Annotated in this window: 21 protein-coding genes and 1 pseudogene; 1 reads left to right on the top strand and 21 read right to left on the bottom strand. The window is 34.5% G+C overall.

The annotated features are described in order from the left end of the window. Window positions 1-43: 43 nt before the first annotated feature. The 8 genes and pseudogenes from HMPREF9171_RS1000000113385 to HMPREF9171_RS109635 form a co-directional block, all read right to left on the bottom strand. Window positions 44-289 carry a CPBP family intramembrane glutamic endopeptidase gene (locus tag HMPREF9171_RS1000000113385; protein WP_230306781.1) on the bottom strand — a complete coding sequence of 82 codons (246 nt, stop codon included), beginning with the start codon at window positions 287-289 and terminating at the stop codon, window positions 44-46. A gap of 27 nt (window positions 290-316) precedes the next feature. Beyond that, window positions 317-569, bottom strand: a pseudogene (locus HMPREF9171_RS1000000114090) (hypothetical protein). Between the two features lie 459 nt (window positions 570-1,028). Then, window positions 1,029-1,418 carry a hypothetical protein gene (locus tag HMPREF9171_RS109610; protein WP_000551530.1) on the bottom strand — a complete coding sequence of 130 codons (390 nt, stop codon included), beginning with the start codon at window positions 1,416-1,418 and terminating at the stop codon, window positions 1,029-1,031. A 236-nt stretch (window positions 1,419-1,654) separates the two neighbouring features. Beyond that, entirely contained in the window at window positions 1,655-2,554 is a 900-nt protein-coding gene (gene era / locus HMPREF9171_RS109615) for a GTPase Era (protein ID WP_000143288.1), read from the bottom strand. Between the two features lie 41 nt (window positions 2,555-2,595). After that, window positions 2,596-2,994 carry a diacylglycerol kinase gene (gene dagK, locus HMPREF9171_RS109620; protein ID WP_000365225.1) on the bottom strand — a complete coding sequence of 133 codons (399 nt, stop codon included), beginning with the start codon at window positions 2,992-2,994 and terminating at the stop codon, window positions 2,596-2,598. Then, complete coding sequence (ybeY, locus tag HMPREF9171_RS109625) at window positions 2,975-3,472, bottom strand: rRNA maturation RNase YbeY (protein WP_001868390.1); 498 nt, start codon at window positions 3,470-3,472, stop codon at window positions 2,975-2,977. The genes dagK and ybeY overlap by 20 nt, the downstream gene beginning before the upstream one ends. A gap of 393 nt (window positions 3,473-3,865) precedes the next feature. Beyond that, window positions 3,866-4,672, bottom strand: coding sequence for a class I SAM-dependent methyltransferase (locus tag HMPREF9171_RS109630; RefSeq protein WP_000705133.1), 807 nt, complete (start codon window positions 4,670-4,672; stop codon window positions 3,866-3,868). Between the two features lie 321 nt (window positions 4,673-4,993). Further along, on the bottom strand, window positions 4,994-5,470 hold the full coding sequence (locus HMPREF9171_RS109635) for an NUDIX hydrolase (protein WP_000806807.1): 477 nt from the start codon (window positions 5,468-5,470) through the stop codon (window positions 4,994-4,996). Window positions 5,471-5,661: 191 nt separating this feature from the next. Here HMPREF9171_RS109635 and HMPREF9171_RS109640 point away from each other — a divergent pair, with 191 nt between their 5' ends. Further along, window positions 5,662-6,465: a DUF4037 domain-containing protein gene (locus tag HMPREF9171_RS109640; protein WP_000349556.1), complete on the top strand. Its 804-nt coding sequence runs from the start codon at window positions 5,662-5,664 to the stop codon at window positions 6,463-6,465. Between the two features lie 91 nt (window positions 6,466-6,556). On the opposite strand, the gene HMPREF9171_RS109645 is transcribed toward HMPREF9171_RS109640, so the two are convergent. The 13 genes from HMPREF9171_RS109645 to rplA all read right to left on the bottom strand — a co-directional run bounded on the left by HMPREF9171_RS109645 (window position 6,557) and on the right by rplA (window position 18,724). Further along, a complete protein-coding gene (locus HMPREF9171_RS109645; protein ID WP_001158921.1) occupies window positions 6,557-7,543 on the bottom strand; it encodes a PhoH family protein in 987 nt (328 codons plus the stop codon). A 122-nt stretch (window positions 7,544-7,665) separates the two neighbouring features. After that, entirely contained in the window at window positions 7,666-9,438 is a 1,773-nt protein-coding gene (locus tag HMPREF9171_RS109650; protein ID WP_001270887.1) for an oleate hydratase, read from the bottom strand. A gap of 156 nt (window positions 9,439-9,594) precedes the next feature. Then, complete coding sequence (locus HMPREF9171_RS109655; RefSeq protein WP_001232073.1) at window positions 9,595-9,810, bottom strand: YozE family protein; 216 nt, start codon at window positions 9,808-9,810, stop codon at window positions 9,595-9,597. Beyond that, entirely contained in the window at window positions 9,807-10,316 is a 510-nt protein-coding gene (gene msrA / locus HMPREF9171_RS109660; protein WP_000438895.1) for a peptide-methionine (S)-S-oxide reductase MsrA, read from the bottom strand. The genes HMPREF9171_RS109655 and msrA overlap by 4 nt, the downstream gene beginning before the upstream one ends. Before the next feature lie 137 nt (window positions 10,317-10,453). Further along, entirely contained in the window at window positions 10,454-11,308 is an 855-nt protein-coding gene (gene cvfB, locus HMPREF9171_RS109665) for an RNA-binding virulence regulatory protein CvfB (RefSeq protein ID WP_001094269.1), read from the bottom strand. Between the two features lie 117 nt (window positions 11,309-11,425). Further along, window positions 11,426-11,983 carry a ribosome recycling factor gene (gene frr / locus HMPREF9171_RS109670; RefSeq protein WP_000159519.1) on the bottom strand — a complete coding sequence of 186 codons (558 nt, stop codon included), beginning with the start codon at window positions 11,981-11,983 and terminating at the stop codon, window positions 11,426-11,428. Window positions 11,984-11,998: 15 nt separating this feature from the next. Beyond that, window positions 11,999-12,727, bottom strand: a complete 729-nt coding sequence (gene pyrH / locus HMPREF9171_RS109675; protein ID WP_000433491.1) for a UMP kinase — start codon at window positions 12,725-12,727, stop codon at window positions 11,999-12,001. A 120-nt stretch (window positions 12,728-12,847) separates the two neighbouring features. Continuing rightward, window positions 12,848-13,528, bottom strand: coding sequence for an ABC transporter ATP-binding protein (locus HMPREF9171_RS109680; RefSeq protein ID WP_000959470.1), 681 nt, complete (start codon window positions 13,526-13,528; stop codon window positions 12,848-12,850). After that, window positions 13,515-14,303, bottom strand: a complete 789-nt coding sequence (locus HMPREF9171_RS109685) for an ATP-binding cassette domain-containing protein (protein WP_000436156.1) — start codon at window positions 14,301-14,303, stop codon at window positions 13,515-13,517. The genes HMPREF9171_RS109680 and HMPREF9171_RS109685 overlap by 14 nt, the downstream gene beginning before the upstream one ends. Then, window positions 14,291-15,097 (bottom strand): ABC transporter permease, encoded by an 807-nt coding sequence (locus HMPREF9171_RS109690; RefSeq protein ID WP_000044261.1) that lies wholly within the window; start codon window positions 15,095-15,097, stop codon window positions 14,291-14,293. The genes HMPREF9171_RS109685 and HMPREF9171_RS109690 overlap by 13 nt, the downstream gene beginning before the upstream one ends. Next, window positions 15,097-16,041 carry an ABC transporter permease gene (locus HMPREF9171_RS109695; protein WP_000281515.1) on the bottom strand — a complete coding sequence of 315 codons (945 nt, stop codon included), beginning with the start codon at window positions 16,039-16,041 and terminating at the stop codon, window positions 15,097-15,099. The genes HMPREF9171_RS109690 and HMPREF9171_RS109695 overlap by 1 nt, the downstream gene beginning before the upstream one ends. Further along, window positions 16,028-17,644: a nickel ABC transporter substrate-binding protein gene (gene nikA, locus HMPREF9171_RS109700; protein ID WP_001253836.1), complete on the bottom strand. Its 1,617-nt coding sequence runs from the start codon at window positions 17,642-17,644 to the stop codon at window positions 16,028-16,030. The genes HMPREF9171_RS109695 and nikA overlap by 14 nt, the downstream gene beginning before the upstream one ends. A gap of 390 nt (window positions 17,645-18,034) precedes the next feature. After that, window positions 18,035-18,724, bottom strand: coding sequence for a 50S ribosomal protein L1 (rplA, locus tag HMPREF9171_RS109705; protein ID WP_001085664.1), 690 nt, complete (start codon window positions 18,722-18,724; stop codon window positions 18,035-18,037).

The raw sequence follows: 18,724 nt of genomic DNA, 5'->3' as shown, positions 1-18,724 counted from the left end.
GACAAAAATGTCTTAGTAATGATTAGTCCCTCAATCTTATTACTTAGAGTAAAGCAAGCAAAAATGCTAGAAAATAAAAAATATATGGCAAACTATTCCAAACAATATGCTCGCCAATCGAATAATGAATGGATTTTGTATAGTGGTGCAAACTAGCGAAAATCAAACCCATACCAAAATAGACAACAAAGTCGACGACAGATAGACCATGTAAGTGAGACCAGCTAAATAGTATAGAAGATAAGATCACAACCAAGGGACCACTCAGGGAGTTCCCAAATGTTCTCATGACAAACAACCTGAACGTTATCTCTTCTTAAATTGGGGCAATAAGACAGATAGTCAATAATAAGACAACTCGAAAGTAGTGATTGACCTGATTCATATCGGCTGTTAATCCCTTCTGGTTTTGCCTTATTGGGAAAAATGTTTTTACTAGTAGTGCCCCAGCAAAATAAAACGCTAAAAGCACCTATTGCAAATAGCCATTTTTTGAGGTTAGATGATGACTCTTGGCAGTTACTGATTGGCTCAGTTTTTGTTAGCACATAACTCAACAGAATCATCATTATAAGATTAATGCCAATCCATATACTCCAACTCCACTCTAACCCTATTGATAGTAAACTAATCACCCAATGCCCAAGCAATTGTTATTATTGTGTTGTTGCAACTTTGGCAAAGATGAGTATAGCAGGATGGAAAACAGATTGTTTCTGAAACTTCAAAGGTATCTTCTTATCACAAGCTATTATTGGGTTATCTTCATAATTAATCTAAATGGAGCAATATATCGTTCTTCTACTAACTATTGACAGATAAAAAACTCCCCTTTAAAGTCTGGTAACTTTTCGATTATTACCAGAGACTTAAGGAGAGTGAGGCAAGAACTAATAGAATCTTATTTAAAGTTTTATGATTGGGAGAACAGAACAACTATCATAATTACTGAAAAATTATGAAAGGCATGGCAAACGACAGATGGCCAAATCCGCTCTGTTGAAAACAAATTTTAAATATAATTCATTTCACTTTCTAAGTTTATTAAACATAGAGTGTTCAGGAGAAATGATACGACCTAATGATAAAATCATTCCTATCGTATAATAAACAACGACAAGGTGTAAATAAAAGTAAATTGATATATCTGATATACTTGTCAAACATCCTATCATTATAATAAAAGGAATAAGAATAGTACACTTAATAAATAACCAAAATTGCTTAACAACTTGATACCATGTGAGTACTTCTGTCGTTTGTCTTTGTTTGAAGACAAAAACCAATAGATCAAAGAGAAAACTCCAACAGATAAGTAGTATATTTTTCATTAATGATAAATCGTAGAAACTACCTATACTAAGTAGAATCATTGCAGAAATAATAACAATGCCTAAAAATCTTAATATATTATGCATATCCTCACCTCCTCTACTTTATCGGTAGCAAATATAACCTTGAGTCATGTGCTCTCCTTTATTTAAGAAGGAGCCAACAAGCATGTTTGGCCCCCTTTGATTGATTTGTGAATATAATCGTAAAGTTATGACTAGTTGGTTTTATCCTCGTGAATTGCTTTTCCTGTGCGAATCAAGTCTCACGGTGAACTTATCTAACTCTTCCCCACTAACTTGCGAATCTCAAAATAAACTCATTAATACTCTTTTTCGTTATAGCCAAAATCAGCTAAATCAAGCTTTTTATCACGCCAGTTTTTCTTGACTTTTACCCAAGTCTCTAGGTAAACTTTATCACCTAACATAAGTTCAATATCACGGCGCGCCATTTTTCCTATTTTCTTGAGCATAGCACCTTGTTTTCCAATGATAATGCCTTTTTGACTATCACGTTCAACCATGATAGTTGCACGAATGTGCACTTTATCAGTTTCTTCATCACGTTTCATGGATTCGACAACAACAGCTACTGAGTGAGGAACCTCTTGTTGCGTCAAATGAAGTACCTTCTCACGAACCATTTCTGATACTAAAAATCGTTCCGGATGATCAGTAATCTGATCTTCTGGGAAATATTGGAAACCTTCTTCAAGATTATCAGTTAATAACTTGATTAGGGTTGGCACATTATTTCCTTGAAGGGCAGAAATTGGCACCACTTCTTTAAAATCCATTTGGCTACGGAAGTCATCAATCTGTTCCAAAAGTTGGTCTGGATGAACCTTATCAATTTTATTGATTACTAAAATAACAGGAATCTTGGCAGCCTTAAGACGTTCAATAATCATATCATCGCCTTTACCTCGCTTTTCATCGGCAGGAACCATGAAAAGAACCGTTTCAACTTCACGTAAAGTACTATAAGCAGATTCAACCATAAAATCACCAAGGGCGGTCTTTGGTTTATGAATTCCTGGGGTATCAATGAAAACAATTTGCTCAGTTTCTGTTGTATAAATCCCCATAATTTTATTACGTGTTGTTTGAGCTTTATCACTCATGATAGCTATTTTTTGTCCCATAACATGGTTTAGGAAGGTTGATTTTCCAACATTTGGACGACCTAAAATTGCTACAAATCCTGACTTAAATGTCATTTCTTTTCTTTCTCCATTCAATTTATTCGTAATACTTCTCATCATAAAAGTAAAGCAAGTATCTTGGGTATAAAAATAATCAATCCCACCAATACGGCAAATAAGGAAATAACTAAAACCGCTCCTGCTGCCATATCTTTAGCATTTTTAGCCAGCATCGTGAAGTGGTAATTACTTGCCAAATCAACTACATTTTCAATAGCTGAATTGATAATTTCAAAAGTAATTACCAAAAAAATACTCAATAAAAGAAATAACCACTCCACCATAGATACTTGAAAAGTAAGACCAGCAAGTATTACTAAAATGGCAGAAACCAAATGCTTACGCATATTTCTTTCTTCTTTAAAAGCTGTAAAAATCCCTGTAACAGCAAATTCCATGCTTGATGTTAAGGTGCGATTTTTCCATTTTTTTTGATTATTGTCGTTTAAGTCCATAAGCAGTTAAAATTTCTTCCTGTAAGCTGAACATCTCTTTTTCTTCTTCGGGTGTATAATGATCATAACCGTTAATATGCAAAAAACCATGCACAGCTAAAAAACCCATTTCACGTTCATAAGAGTGACCGTACTCTTCTGCTTGTTCTTTAGCTTTATCAATAGAAATAAAAAGTTCACCAATATAAGAATCAAAATCTTCTAGCATCTCAGCAAGTTCAGGATTTTCAGTCAGATCTTCTTCATCAAAAGAAATATCAACCTCAGGCTTATATTCTAAACTGATAACATCAGTCGGACGATCGGTATCTCGATACTCTAAATTCAATTCATGGCTACGTTCATTAGTGACAAACGTTACAGCCATTTCTTTATTCTCTTTACCTGTTTTTTGTGCTGCAAACTCTAACAAATCAAGAGTTTGCTTTTTGATATCTTCTGAAACTTGTCCAGTTTCATCAATCATTTCAACGTACATCTTATATAGTAAGAACGACCCAAAACGTTTAGAAAAGATAAAGTGTACTGCATAATCCTAAATAATCGACACATCTACTTTCCTAAGTTTTTCACTTTTATCTAAAACTAGTTCTCAAAATAAAAGTGTGTTCTCTTCCTTCCTTCAAGCTATTCTTTCACATCATTATACCATAAGAGTATTAAAAAAGGGAGAGAAAGCTAATAATCACTATTGCACACTTATAATCCATTTCAATAAAATTCTGACTTATGAATTAGTATTTACTTCAAGATACAAACTTTAGAGCACCTAACTTACGTAAAACTAATTCCTAAATAAACAAAGCTACAAATACTATAACGATTATGACAAATTTACATTTAGAATGTCTCTTTATATAAATAGATTTTGCTACTTTTTCTCAGATGCTTTATATTCGTACACACCTAAACAATTATTAAATTTACGAATTGTTGGAAGTAAAGAGCGAAGTGTGCCTAACTCAAATTTGCTCATCTCATCTGTAAAGTTAATCAGATTTATTTGCTTTAATTTAGGGTCTAAATCCAAAATTTCATGACCATCTGTGATACCAAACTGAAATTCTGTATCCATATACTTTACTGTATCATGTTGCTTTCCTTTATTAATCATTTCCTTATGACACAAATCAAATTGTGCCATAAATTGGCTAAATGAATTTGTCAGGATATGAAGAAAAGTCTCTACGTCATCTTCTTTTAGAAACATTAAAACACCTTCTGACACGATTAGAAAAGGGGCATTTTGGGGATTTACCTCCTGTGTCCAAGTTTCATCTAGGGCTGATTTCGCTATATTAGTAACTCTTTCATGCTCTTCAAAAAATAATTTTCTTATCTCCATAACCTCTGGAAAATCAAGGTTATACCACCTAATTTGTCCATTATCGACTCTTTCAAACCTTGTATCAAGTCCACAACCAATTGAAAGGATATGACTATTTGGATTTTCTCTAATAAATTTTTTGATTTCTCTATCCATAACGCGAATTCTAGCTAATGTTGCATAAAAAGAAGCTTCTGAATTATCGAATTTATCAAAATCATATTCTATCTGTTCAACAATTGCTAAGGATTTTTGATCATTAAGTATCGGATGTTTAGCCATCGCATCTTTAGCCCTAATATATAAGGTGATTAATAACGTTTCAGCAACGCCGTGTAATGTTATCTTCATTCATCTACTCTCCTTTATGCTATTTTACTTAGAAATATGGATTTCTAAAACTGGATTTCTTTAAGTATATCATTCCAATACCGTAAGTAAAGCATATCCCCACCATCCGATATTCCATAATTTTCTTTTTCTGTACTTCTTATGCTTTCTAAAAAAACAGTCACTAAATTATTGCAAGCTACTGTTTCTCTTTTTAATAATTATAAAATATACAAATGAGAACTCCTTATTTTCTTAACATTTATTTCTACAAGCATGCCTAACAACATATCAATAAAAGTTAGAAGTTCTTTAAAGTCACACCTAGTATTTCCCATCCTTTTAACGCCCCATTTGGAATGTTTGTGAAAAATATTCATCTAAAATTAATTGGTGTTGTTCATTTACGATCGTAATATTTTTGACGTCTTCTTTAGAAAAATAGTCCAATTGCAATGTTTCCTCATTATGAAAACCTTCTATATTAACTGGTTTTGGACAGCTTACTTCATAAATAAAACCGACGGTTTGTGCTTTATCGCCATTGGGATAAGAGTCTTGAAAGTTAGTATAAACATTTAACAGTCTAATTGGTTCCACTCTCAATCCAGTTTCTTCAAAAAATTCTCTTTTCAATGTATCTACTGATGACTCACCTAACTCCATACATCCACCAATAATTCCCCAAGAATTCTTATCAGCTCTTAATTGGAGTAGGACACGTCCCTTACCATCTGTCAAAATACCACCAGAATATGTTAAAAAGATAGTCTCATGTCCAACTTTTGACCTAATGTAGGAAATATAATCTTGTTTCATTCTATCACCTTGTTTAAACTAATATGTACGTATTGTAGCATAAAACATCTCCTTTTCAAATCACTCATATACACTTCTTGAATATGAGAACCGTTACCTCTTTTATTAACTTACTATTAATTATTGACTAAAAAGAGATAGCCCTGTAGAATGGAGACACATCAATATTTTACATTTTTAGGAGAGCATTTATGGACCATTTCACAAAACTCTGGCAAGATTTCTCTAAACTTCCAAATGTTGTTGCTATAGCACTCGGAGGCTCACGCTCTGGTGACAGTTTTGACCAATCTTCCGATTATGATTTGTATGTTTATTGTGCAGCAACTCCTGATATCACTAGTCGTAAACGTATCCTTAACAAGCACTGTCATTACATTGAACTTAACAATCATTACTGGGAGCTTGAAGATAATGGTACTTTAAACGACGGAACTGATATTGATATTCTCTATCGTAACATAGATAACTTTTTATCAGACTTAGAAGATGTTGTTGAACACCACAATTCTCGAATTGGATACACCACTTGTTTTTGGCATAACCTCATCAATTGCCAAATACTCTATGATCCTGAAGATCAATTACAATCACTCAAAGAGAGATTCGAAGTTTCTTATCCCAGTCAGTTACAAAAACAAATTATCATTCAAAATCGTAACTTATTAACTGGCAAACTTCCCTCTTACGATAACCAAATTATAAAAGCCCTTAAACGCCAAGACTTTGTTAGTATTCACCATAGAACTACTGCTTTCTTAGATTCCTACTTTGATATTATCTTTGCACTTAATAAGTTGACACATCCTGGCGAAAAAAGAATGATTTCCTATGCTAAGAAGAATGCTACATTGCTTCCTAAACATTTCGAAGAAAATATCATTAAACTATGCCATCTCAACTCCAACGAACACACTGTTAAAGAAACATTAAACGATATAATAATGCATCTCGACGTCATGCTTAAAGAAAATTTTCAACACTTTATAGATTAAGTTGAATTACACCATCATAAAAACGCCTAAAGCATTAGGCGTTTTTTTACATATTGGCACACTCTCTAACAACGTCTCCTAGTGGCAAACATCAGTCATTATCAGGTTGTAGCTTGTGACTACTTTCTGAATCTGAATAAGCATTTATTATTTCAGCAACGACAGGGTGTCTTACAACATCCTTTGCTGATAAATGAATAAAGTCAATCTTTTTGATATTTCGTAATTTCTCAACAGCATCAATCAAACCAGATTTAACATTCTTTGGTAAGTCAATTTGGCTAACATCGCCATTTACAATCATTTTAGAATTGAAGCCAAGTCGTGTTAGGAACATTTTCATTTGCATTATAGTGGTGTTTTGCGCTTCATCTAATATGACAAATGCATCATCTAAAGTACGACCACGCATGTAAGCCAATGGAGCAATTTCGATGATTTCACGCTCCATTAAGCGACTTGTTTGCTCTTTACCTAAAATTTGATATAGGGCATCATAAACTGGTCTCAAATAAGGATCAACTTTCTCTTTGAGATCTCCAGGCAAGAAACCAAGGCTTTCACCAGCTTCAACTGCTGGTCTCGTTAAGATTATTCGTTTAACTTGACCACGCTTTAGTGCCGTTACTGCTAGAGTGACTGCTAAAAAAGTTTTTCCCGTTCCAGCAGGCCCAATACCAAAAACAACATCATGATTTTTAACGCTATCAACGTATATTTTTTGCCCTAAAGTCTTAACACGGATAGGCTTACCATAGCTATCCTTAATAATTTCTTCCTCATAAAGGGCAACGAATTTATCAATTGAACCATTTTGTGCCATGGATAAGGCTGTTACAACATCTGAAGTATTCACAGTCATCCCGCGGTTAACAAGCACTAATAATGCTTCAATAGTTAGCCGAGCGGTTTCTACTGTTTCTTCAGAGTCACCTAATACCTGAACACGTTCAGTTCTAGCATGAATGATAACATCTAAATTTTCTTCGATTAATTTTAAATGGCGCTCATTGCTGCCAAAGAGTGACATCATATCATCTGGATGTTGTAAAGTAATTTCGATAGAGTATTCTTGCAAATTATCTTCCTTTTCGTACAGTAAGTGACTACATTATAACAAAATTTCATTTTCTTTGGTGATTTTAGTCGTTGTAAAACTAAAAAATCGAGAAAAACAAGTTTTCTCGATTTTATTTTACATTATAAAAGATGAGCTTCTCGAAGTAATTCTTCTAAATAAGTTCCTCTAATTTTTTTCATGCCTACTTTACGCATTAAGGCAGGTATTGGTAAATCCATATCTTCAACAGATTTCTTATCATTGAGATAGTATAAAGATTGCAACAAGACACGAATATCAAATGCTGAATTAAAGACTTCTGGAACACCACGTTCAATATTTAAGAAAGTATAAACAGCTTCCATAGCAGTTCTAATAGAATATTCCGTTGTAAATACTGTATCTCTAGATGGAGATTCTGCAAAATTACCAATGAAGGCTAGGTTAACAGAACCTTGCGGGATAACATCTGGTCGGTCACCTTTAACTCGAGGCATGAAATAACTAGTAATGTAAGGCATATAAACAGGAACTGTACTTACATATTGTTTATCAGATAAATCATGAATCTTCATTTCAGGAACACCTAAGTGATATAACCACTCTTCTGTGATTTCTCGACCAGTACATTCTTCAATTGGTTTTTTAATATAATTACCTTCCACATTTGAATAGAGTCCATAAATCCAAACAATTGTTTCATTTTCCTTTTGCTCTTTGAAATGCGGTTGGCGATGGATAGCAAAACTCATCATCCAATTAGAATCTGTAACTGTAACAATGCCTCCGGTATTTACTTTACCATCATGGAGGTCACGATGTGTTAAACGCTCTATATAAGGTTCAATAGCTGGATCTTTTATTGTTGCAGTAGCAGAAACAAACCATGACTCTTTTGGAATATCTTTGTAGAAGACTTTAGGATGTCCAAATTCATCAGATTGAGCAGCTAAGTTTTCCCAAAGATTCCAAGAACCTCCCAAATCGGTATTAGGTTTAGCTACAGTATCATGACTACCATAGTTCGTACTTTCAGTGATAGAACCATTCGTTACAAAAACAAAATCATTTGGAGTAAGATCAATTGTTTTTGCTTCACCACCAACTGTGAGATGAATAGCTTTTGCAAGCTTCTGACCGTTCCTAAAGTCTACGGAGATATTAGTTACCTTGCTATCAAATTGAACATCTACATTATGAGACTCTAAATAACTGATGATTGGTTTCACCATAGAATCATATTGATTATATTTATTAAATTTTAATGAAGTGAAATCAGGCAGACCACCAATATGATGGATAAAGCGCATAGCATATCGACGCATTTCAATCGCTGAATGCCATTTCTCAAAGGCAAACATAGTAGCCCAATAAGTCCAAAAATTACTTTCAAAAAATTCTTTTGAAAAAACTTCTTCAATCGTCTTAGCACCTAAAGACTCTTCAGTCTCCATGACTAGCTTAACTAACTCTTTGGAATGTGTTCCGAGTGTAAAATCACCATCAGATTCTAAGCGATTCCCCTGTTTATGAATGAGGCGACAGTTAGATGAATTGGGATCATCCTTGTCAAGCCAATAAAATTCATCTAGATAAGAAGCATCTGGAACTTCGAGAGAGGGGATGGAACGGTACATATCCCACATACATTCGAAGTGATTTTCCATTTCACGACCACCACGCGTTACAAAACCGATATCAGGTCGTTTGACACCGTCAAGTGATCCTCCAGAAAGAGGTAGTTCTTCAAAAATATGAATACGTTGACCATCCATTTGACCATCACGTATTAAAAAGACAGCGGCAGCTAATCCTGCTAAACCAGAACCAACAATATAAGCGGATTTTTTATCCACACCTTCAGGTTTTCGAGGTCTTGCAAAGGCTTCAAAATTTCCATTTGTATATCTCATAAACAACCTCCCTAGGGCTATATTTTAGATGACTATATTCTACTCCTTTGTGAAAACGATTGCCATTAAAAAACCTGCTTTTCAGACAGTCTTAGACAATGTGTCCAATTTCTATAACCTAAAAAAGAGATTGAAAATACAATCTCTATATTATTGTTAATGATTGAGATAATCTTCCCAAATATCATCAAAATCTGTTAAATTAAAGGAAAAACTGGCCTCATCTTCTAAATAACGACTAACTGTTTCAAAATCCGAACTATGTTTTGGAAAAGTGGTTTCATCAAAAGCGTAATCTGCTAGGATTGCTACTGGTTCATTTGATTTTGGATTTCTTTGTGTCATCAACCAACTGTAAAATGATTTTCTCAATGCCAGTTCTCCTCTAGAAATGCATGTCTTCTGGCACTACTCAAGGCGTAACGAGCAGGGTTAGTCCGATAGAATGCTTGATGATAGTCTTCTGCTGGGTAAAAAGTATCAGCAGGCTCAATGCTGGTTACAATTGGTCTATCAAATCTACCCGAAGCTTGTAGCTTATCTTTTGATTTTTGAGCAATCTGACGTTGCTCTTCATTCTCATAAAAGATGACAGGACGATAATTATCCCCACGATCTTCAAACTGACCAAAAGCGTCTGTTGGATCTGTTTGTGCCCAATATAACTCAACTAAATCTGCATAAGAGATTTTTTCAGGATTAAAAATAATTTCAACAGCTTCTGTATGTCCAGTAGTTTTACTACAAACTTCTTTATAAGTTGGATTCTCAACATGTCCTCCAGTGTATCCTGATAAAACAGATTCAATACCATCTAATTCTTCAAATGGTTGTATCATACACCAAAAACAACCTCCAGCAAAAATCGCACGTTCCATATCGTTCTCCATTCTTTTTAATAAATACATTATAACAAAAAAAGCCAAAATTTCCTCTCAGCTTTTTTCTATAATTAGCCATTAATTCTAGCTATAACTAAAATGACCTCGTGAGAAAACTTTAAAAGTTCAAAAGTTTATAATAATTCTGTACCTAGCTGATCTTGTTTGATCTTTTTAGCTTTCATGAGTCCTCCAAGTGCTTTTTTAAACTGACCTTTGGAAATTCCAAAAGTAGCTTTAATTTCCTCTGGAGAAGATTTATCATTTAAAGTCATGAATCCTCCGTTACTTTCTAAATACGTTAAAATCATTTGTGCGTCATTTTCTAACATTTCAAAAGAACGAGGCTTTAATGATAAATTTAAGGTTCTATCAACTTCTCTAAAGCCAATAACTCGTGCATCCAGCACTTGCCCTAAACGAGGTTCACTGTAACGTTCACTAGGGTGAATAAAGCCAAGCATATTATTTTCTGGTAGATAAACAAAAGTTCCTGACAATTTTAAGCGATAAACGATTGCTGGCCAATTTTGATTTTGCATATTATTATATGCAGGGGTTGCCATTCGTTGAAATACTTCAGGATCTGCGGGGAGAGCCCAGAGACGATCTTTTTTATCAACATCTAAGCAAACGTAGAGGCGATCACCTTTTTTAGGCCAAAGTTCTTTCAATTCAGGAAGAACATCCAAAGAAACAACCACTTGCTTATCTGGAAGACCAGTATCAAGAAATACTCCCAAGTCTTTACGTACCTCAGTAACTGTCCCCCAACCATAATGATCTCGAGTCGCAAATGTTTCTTTAGTTGTAAGACGTGCTTTTTGTTGCATATCTATATAGGCGAATCCTTTAACCATTTCACCAATGTGATGCTCTCCTTCTGACTTTGATAATGCAAAGGTAAAGCCATCTTTTTGGATAAAGTAAAAATCTTTGTTTTCATCAGTTACTAAGCCTGTTATGACTGTCGCCAATAATGTATTCATTTTTCTCCTTTTAAAAAGGTAACCGACAAACCAAATCCATCTGGTTTTGATTCTATCAGTTACCTCCATAATCATTTTATTACTTGCCAATCATAATAAAGATAGCAAACGTTACTATTAAACTTCCAACAATTCTTTTTCTTTATTAGCAGTCATCTCATCAATATGTTTTACAGCATCATCAGTAGCCTTTTGAATATCTTTTTCAAGAGATTTCAAGTCATCTTCTGTAATTTCTTTATTCTTTTCTTGCTTCTTAGCTTCATCCATAGCATCACGGCGAATATTACGGATAGCAATCTTAGCATTTTCTCCGACTTTTTTCACTTCTTTAGCTAAATCACGACGTGTTTCTTCTGTCAAAGCTGGAATAACAAGACGAATAACTGAACCATCATTTGCAGGATTAATACCTAAATCTGATTCGTTAATAGCACGCTCAATATCTTTGATTGATGATTTATCAAATGGTGAAATTAAAAGAACACGAGCTTCAGGTACAGTAATAGAAGCTAATTGGTTAAGTGGGGTTGGCGCTCCATAATACTCAACTTGAATACGATCAAGCAAGCTAGCATTAGCACGTCCTGCACGAATCCCTGCAAATTCTCTTGATAAACTTTGGTGTGATTGCTCAAAACGCTCTTGAGCTTTTGTAACGATTTCCTTAGTCATATTTTTTATACACTCCTATTCAGATGCTTTGTTTGAAACAGTTGTTCCGATTTGTTCTCCAAGAACAACACGCTTAATATTACCAGTCTCATTCATATTGAAAACAACAAGGTCAATATCATTATCCATTGAAATAGTTGATGCGGTTGCATCCATGATTTTTAACCCTCGTTTTATTACTTCAACGTGAGTTAATTCATCAAATTTGACAGCATTGGCATCTTTCTTTGGATCAGCATTATAAACACCATCTACTCCATTTTTAGCCATTAAAATTGCTTCTGCCTCAATCTCAGCAGCACGAAGCGCTGCTGTTGTATCAGTTGAGAAATAAGGCGAACCAATACCCGCTCCAAAGACAACAATACGATTCTTCTCTAGATGACGTAAAGCACGACCACGTACGTAAGGCTCAGCAACAGTTTGCATTGGAATAGCTGTTTGAACTCTAGTATCTACCCCATATTGTTGAAGGCTATCAGCCATTACAAGAGCATTCATTACTGTCCCTAACATTCCTGTATAATCAGCTTGAACACGATCCATCCCTGCTTCTGCTGCAGGTTCTCCACGCCAAAGATTACCTCCACCAATGACAAGTGCTATTTGAACACCTGAATTGTGTACTTCGGCAATTTCTTTTGCAATAGATTGAACGGTAGGAATGTCAATACCGACACCCTTATCTCCCGCCAATGCTTCGCCAGATAACTTAATTAATATACGTTGATATTTAGGTTCCACTACTATGTTCTCCTTATTTTGTCTTTATTATTCTACCATAAAAGGCAAAATTTTAATAGAGCAATGACACTAGTAAGTTGATTTCTTTATCAACTCCTAAAATAAGAAAAACATAATAATTCAGAGATTGGTCAAACAGTTAGTAGAACATGCTCTCTTCAAGAATTCATTATCTTCTACTAAATAACCATTTTTTATCAGAAAGACCCGGTTACAGATAGCTTGACAAATTTTAGGGTCATGAGAAATCATTATAAAACTTAATTCATAACGGCGTTTTAATTTTTGTAATAAACGTAGCATTTTAATTTGAGTTACTGGGTCTAATCCACTTAAGGATTCATCAAAAATAATAATTTTAGGCTTTAAGAGTAAAGCTCTAGCGATACAAACTCTCTGTAGCTGACCACCACTAAGTTGTCTAGCTTTATATTTTAGATAAGTTCCATCTAAACCCACCGCTTCTAATATTTGGCATAATTCAAAAGTTGTTTTTTTTCCATAAAAAGCTTCATTCAAAATTTCCTCAATACTAAAATATGGGTTGACCGAACTAAGCGCATCTTGAAAAACAAGGATAATCTGCGCCTTACCATCTTTAGGTGTGTAATTTTTTCCTTGAAAATATATCGAACCACAAGTAGGACTATCTAGTCCTATAATGAGTCGGGCAAGGCTACTTTTTCCACTGCCACTTTTACCCATTATACCAATTATTTCTCCTCTCTTAAGATGAAAATGACAGTCCTTTAAAACCTCTTGTCGTCCAAATGTTTTTCCGACATGATTACAAACCAACATTAAGAATATCTCCTTCATACTCCATTTGCACTGTCAGTGCTTTCGTATAGTTATGTTGAGGATTGCTTAAAATAGCTTGGGTTTGTCCCTGTTCAACAACTTCTCCCTCACTTATAACTAATAATTGTCCCCCCAGGTCTCTAGCTAACTGATAATCATGCGTTACAGTAATCAAGGTTTTTCCATTATTTTGCAATTCCTGCAAAATAGCTGATATAGTAGAACAATTATGACAATCAACCGCTGAGGTCGGCTCATCTAATATGATTACCTGAGGATCAAGAGATAATATAGTGGCTAACATAATTCTTTGTAGCATTCCTCCACTAAGCTCAAAAGGGTATTTTTTTAACAGGGATATCGCATCATCTAAATTTAAACGTTTCATCCATTCTAACGCTTTAGATAAGGCTACTCTCTTTGAACATTTCTCATGACTAAGGATTGTTTCCAAAATATGCGCTTCAATTTTTTGAAAAGGATTAAACATAGACATGGGATTTTGCACTAAATAGGCAATATCTCGTCCCCTTAATTTCTGCCACTGCTTTACAGTTAGTTTACCTAAATCAACTCCCTTAAAAAATATGTTTCCTCTAACTGTCATACCTTGTGGAATATGACCAACCAATAATTTTGCCAAGAGTGTTTTCCCTGAGCCACTCTCACCAATAATAGTTAGCGATTCTCCCATATCTATTTTACAACTAAAATCTCTTAGTACAGGGACCTCTCCTATCTGTAATGACAAATTTCTTATTTCTAACTGTTCCATTGTCGTTTCCAATCTTTTTTATCTATGGCATCGCCTAAAGTATTAAAGGAAAATACTGTTAAAAAAATCGCAATTCCAGGAGATAACATCATCCAAGTAGCTGTCCTAAAATATCCTCTAGCATCGTGCAACATCATTCCCCATTCTGTGACATTAGGTTGCACACCAATTCCTAAGAAAGAAAAGCCAGAAATCATTAAAATAATATTTCCTATATTCATAAGGACCATAACGAGGATTGGCTGATACACAAAAGGAAAAATATGTTTTCTTAAAATATGCCAGACCGAAAGTCCCATAATTTGCGCATTTATCACATAAGGCTCTTTTTTTGCACTCTTAACTAAATTGGTCATTAATTTAGCATAGTAAACCCATTCCACAAAGACAATTGCAAAAATTAAATTCCCTAGACCATGACCTAAGATCCCCACGGTTGCAAGAGAGAGCAAAAAGCTCGGAAAAGCTAAAATAATATTAGCTATCCATAAAAAGAGGTTTTCTAACTTTCCTTGATACCAACCAACAATAAGACCCACAAACATACCAATCGTTAATTCCAATAAGCTAATAATAATAGCTAAAAACAGTGAATATCTAGCACCATAAAGCAAGCGAGATAATACATCTCTACCCAATTGGTCAGTCCCTAACAAATGAACATTATTGGGAGCCAATAATTTTTGTGATAAATCTACGTATTGTGGATCAAAGCTAGATAGAATAGGGGCAAAAATGGCACTAATCACTAACAATACCAGTAAGCTACTCGAAAAATAAATTCTTTTTGACATTATTTCTCCCTTGACTTTCGTAACCGAGGATCAACCCAATTCATAAGACACTGTGTCATAAAATTATTAGCTAAAAATAAGGTTCCAAAAATTAGCATACAAGCTTGTATTACTGGAAGATCTGAAGTCCTTAGACTGGTCACAAATAAACGTCCTATTCCATTCCATGAAAAAATTTCTTCAACAATAATTGATCCTGTTAATAAGTAAACCCAAGTCAAGCTAAGTGCCGTCATTATCGCAGGTAAGGCATTTCTAAGGAGGTGATGTGTGACAATATAACGTTCTTTTACTCCTCTTAATCGAGCATTTTCCACATTTAAACTTCTATTTTCTTGACTAATAGCTTTTCGAATAAGGGCTATATATTGACCTACGGTAGAAAAACTTAAGGTAATACTTGGCAAAATTAAACTTTGTAAATCATTACCTCCTGAAACAGGCAGAAGATTTAATTTTGCCGAAAATAGCAGCATCAACAAGTAAGCAACCCAAAAACTTGGCATAGACACACTAGAAAAACTCAAAAATCGAATCAAGTGATCACTCCGAGAAGATTCATGTAAGCCAGCCCACACACCTAACGGGGTAGAAATGGTAACAATTAGCAAGAAGGCACTCGTGCCTAGAAATAAAGTAGCCAAAAACCGTTGTAAAACCAAATCTAATACCGGCAACCTGAGCACATAAGAATATCCAAAATCTCCTGTTAATGCTTTTTGGAACCACAGCCAGTACTGCTTCCATAATGGCTTATCTAAACCTAGATAGTGCTCTGCTTCTTTTAGTGCTTCTGGACTAACACTTATTTTTGATAAACGAAGGTAATTTTCTGCTGGATTAACTGTTGATAGTTTGATAAGAATAAATGTTAGAAGTGATATGAAAAACAATGCCAAAAAAGCTGACAATATTTTTTTGATGATCGAACTACTTAGATACATTGTTCTTTTCTATATAGCGTAATGGGAATGAATTTTCTTCTGGCGCAAAACGCATGGTTTTAAAATCACCTTTCCTATAAACAGAAATCACCGATTGATAAGTTAATGGGATATATACAGCCTCATCATGCAATAATTCAAGAACCTTCTTATAGTCTCTATCAACATTTTCTTCCTTAGGATCTACTAGAGCTGACTTAATAAGTCTATCCATTTCAGTTTTAGTTGCTAGATTTTCTAAAGCTATATTTTCTGGATGTCCATGATCTGCCTTGGCAGTTAATGCCGACATCCAAGCATGAGGGTCCCATGGTGCTCCCCAAGAATAGGTTAACATCATATCAAAATTACCCTTTTTAGCATTAGCCCAATAATCATCTTCTTCCATAGCAATAAGAGAAACATTAATACCGATTTTACGCCATTCTCCTTGGAAATAAGTTACCAGGTCTTTATCAGTTGCCTTAGTGGCGATATAAGGAAGACGTAAGGTTAGAGCTTTACCATCTTTTTCACGAACCTTATCTTTTCCCATCTTCCAACCAGCTTGATCCAATAGCTGATTTGCTTTATCAACATTATAGCTATAAGGATTTAACTTAGCATCTGAGTGAGGTGTTGATTTTGAAAAAATAGTGTCTGCTGGCTTTTCTGTTCCTCTAAAAGTGTTCTTAGCAATAGAAACTTTGTCAATAGCATGATTCATTGCCTGACGAACTTTTTTATCTTGGAAAATACTTTCCTTAGCATTTAGCAACAAAAGTCTTGTTGACATAGGTTGAGAAATAGCTGTGACATATTTCTTGTCCTTCGTATATTGGGCAAAAGTGTCTAAACCAATAATGCCATTCCCATAGATCAAATCAACGTCACCTGATTCAAATGCTAAAGCACGCGTCTGAGCATCGGGTATAACTTTTACGGTTACTTCTTTTAATTTTGGTTTCTTTCCCCAGTAATTCTCATTACGTTTGAAGGTAATATATTCATTTTGCTTTTTACTTTTCACAACCCATTGACCCGTTCCAATTGGTTTTTTTACATTCTTCTTAGTTGTATCATCACCTTTAGGGAAAGCGCTATCAGATAAAAAGCGAATTGGACGAATCATAGAGAGATCATATAAAGTAGCACTATAAGCTTGTTTCAGTTTAATTTCAAAAGTACTTTGATTCAAGGCACGATAATTTTCCAATTGATTCGTTAAATCAAACCAATTATGATTACCTCTATTAGACTTCGAAAAAATACTATCAAAATTACGTTTGACATTCGCAGCATTAAAGTTACTGCCATCAGAATATTTAGCATTTCTCAATTTAAAAGTGTAGGTTTTTCCATCTTGACTAATGCTCCAGCTTTCCGCTAAAGCTGGTTCAATTTTCCCATTGTCACCATATCGTACCAACCCCTCATAAACCATATCCTGGATAACAAACTGATCAGGATTATAGCGATGCGGATTAACATCACCAAAGTCTTCTCCCCAAGCAAGCGTGAGTTTATCACTGTTTAGTTTATGACTTTTGCTATCCTGTGAATGGCATGCAGTCAGAGTCACCATCAATAAACAAGCAATGCTCAATAATATGTTACGTCTCATTTTTACCAACTTTCTTTTAAGTTTAGTTAATTATTTTTTTAAGCAAACTTAATTAAATCATTTTAGTAATGTCTTGTCAAGAACCTTAAAATAAAAAAATCTACAACGATACAAGATTTACTTATTCCCTGCGAACTCATTTTAATAGATTATTGCTAAAGAATAATCATAATAGTCACATACCAGATCGCCAATTTCATTTTTCCTTATTCTCATCTGTTACTTAAAATACATCGCACATTTATTAGTCTTTAAGAAGGTTAATACATATAAAAAGCTATTTTTCAAAAGAAACACATATAATATCCTTTGATTATTAAAATATATACTTAACTGGTTAAGTATATAGAATAAATAAAACTAGGAAGGAATTCCTAGTTTTTTTATTGATTAAAGTGAGTTAGGATCAACTTTGATACCAACACCTTGTGTTGTTGTAATTGAAAGGTTTGTGATGTAAGTTCCTTTTGCAGTAGCTGGTTTAGCTTTAACAATAACATCATTAAATGCTTTGAAGTTATCAACTAATTTAGCATCATCAAATGAAACTTTACCAATAAGGGCTTGGACGTTACCTGCTTTATCAGCACGGTAAGTAATTTTACCACCTTTAGACTCTTCAACTGCTTTAGCAACGTCCATAGTTACTGTACCAGTTTTAGGGTTTGGCATCAAGTTACGAGGTCCAAGGACACGTCCAAGACGTCCAACAAGTGCCATCATATCTGGTGTTGCGATAACAACATCAAAGTCAAGCCATCCACCTTGGATTTTAGCAACTAAGTCATCTTCACCGACAAAGTCTGCACCTGCTGCTTTAGCTTCTTCAGCTTTAGCACCACGAGCAAAAACAAGAACACGTGAAGTTTTACCAGTACCTGCTGGTAAAACCATAGCCCCACGGATTTGTTGGTCAGCTTTTTTAACGTCAATGTTAAGGTTATAAGAAACTTCAACAGTTGCATCAAATTTAGCAAAGTTAGTTTCTTTTGCAAGAGCTACAGCTTCTTCTACGCTGTATGCTTTAGTGCTGTCAATTTTCTCAAGAGCAGCACGTAAGTTTTTACTTTTTTTAGCCAT

Source organism: Streptococcus agalactiae ATCC 13813 (assembly GCF_000186445.1).
GTDB classification, from domain to species: Bacteria; Bacillota; Bacilli; order Lactobacillales; family Streptococcaceae; genus Streptococcus; species Streptococcus agalactiae.
The sequence above is the reverse complement of the archived record's forward strand: the minus strand, read 5'-3'. Positions and strand labels throughout refer to the sequence as shown.

Bases quoted from the DNA above. Each gene is read 5' to 3' on its own strand.
- HMPREF9171_RS109685 (WP_000436156.1), bottom strand. From the start codon at position 14,303: ATGGAACAGTTAGAAATAAGAAATTTGTCATTACAGATAGGAGAGGTC.
- HMPREF9171_RS109695 (WP_000281515.1), bottom strand. From the start codon at position 16,041: ATGTATCTAAGTAGTTCGATCATCAAAAAAATATTGTCAGCTTTTTTG.
- era (WP_000143288.1), bottom strand. From the start codon at position 2,554: ATGACATTTAAGTCAGGATTTGTAGCAATTTTAGGTCGTCCAAATGTT.
- HMPREF9171_RS109690 (WP_000044261.1), bottom strand. From the start codon at position 15,097: ATGTCAAAAAGAATTTATTTTTCGAGTAGCTTACTGGTATTGTTAGTG.
- HMPREF9171_RS109650 (WP_001270887.1), bottom strand. From the start codon at position 9,438: ATGAGATATACAAATGGAAATTTTGAAGCCTTTGCAAGACCTCGAAAA.
- HMPREF9171_RS109640 (WP_000349556.1), top strand. From the start codon at position 5,662: ATGGACCATTTCACAAAACTCTGGCAAGATTTCTCTAAACTTCCAAAT.
- rplA (WP_001085664.1), bottom strand. From the start codon at position 18,724: ATGGCTAAAAAAAGTAAAAACTTACGTGCTGCTCTTGAGAAAATTGAC.
- HMPREF9171_RS109635 (WP_000806807.1), bottom strand. From the start codon at position 5,470: ATGAAACAAGATTATATTTCCTACATTAGGTCAAAAGTTGGACATGAG.
- msrA (WP_000438895.1), bottom strand. From the start codon at position 10,316: ATGGAACGTGCGATTTTTGCTGGAGGTTGTTTTTGGTGTATGATACAA.
- frr (WP_000159519.1), bottom strand. From the start codon at position 11,983: ATGACTAAGGAAATCGTTACAAAAGCTCAAGAGCGTTTTGAGCAATCA.
- HMPREF9171_RS1000000113385 (WP_230306781.1), bottom strand. From the start codon at position 289: ATGAGAACATTTGGGAACTCCCTGAGTGGTCCCTTGGTTGTGATCTTA.
- cvfB (WP_001094269.1), bottom strand. From the start codon at position 11,308: ATGAATACATTATTGGCGACAGTCATAACAGGCTTAGTAACTGATGAA.
- dagK (WP_000365225.1), bottom strand. From the start codon at position 2,994: ATGGACTTAAACGACAATAATCAAAAAAAATGGAAAAATCGCACCTTA.
- HMPREF9171_RS109630 (WP_000705133.1), bottom strand. From the start codon at position 4,672: ATGAAGATAACATTACACGGCGTTGCTGAAACGTTATTAATCACCTTA.
- nikA (WP_001253836.1), bottom strand. From the start codon at position 17,644: ATGAGACGTAACATATTATTGAGCATTGCTTGTTTATTGATGGTGACT.
- HMPREF9171_RS109680 (WP_000959470.1), bottom strand. From the start codon at position 13,528: ATGTTGGTTTGTAATCATGTCGGAAAAACATTTGGACGACAAGAGGTT.
- HMPREF9171_RS109610 (WP_000551530.1), bottom strand. From the start codon at position 1,418: ATGCATAATATATTAAGATTTTTAGGCATTGTTATTATTTCTGCAATG.
- ybeY (WP_001868390.1), bottom strand. From the start codon at position 3,472: ATGTACGTTGAAATGATTGATGAAACTGGACAAGTTTCAGAAGATATC.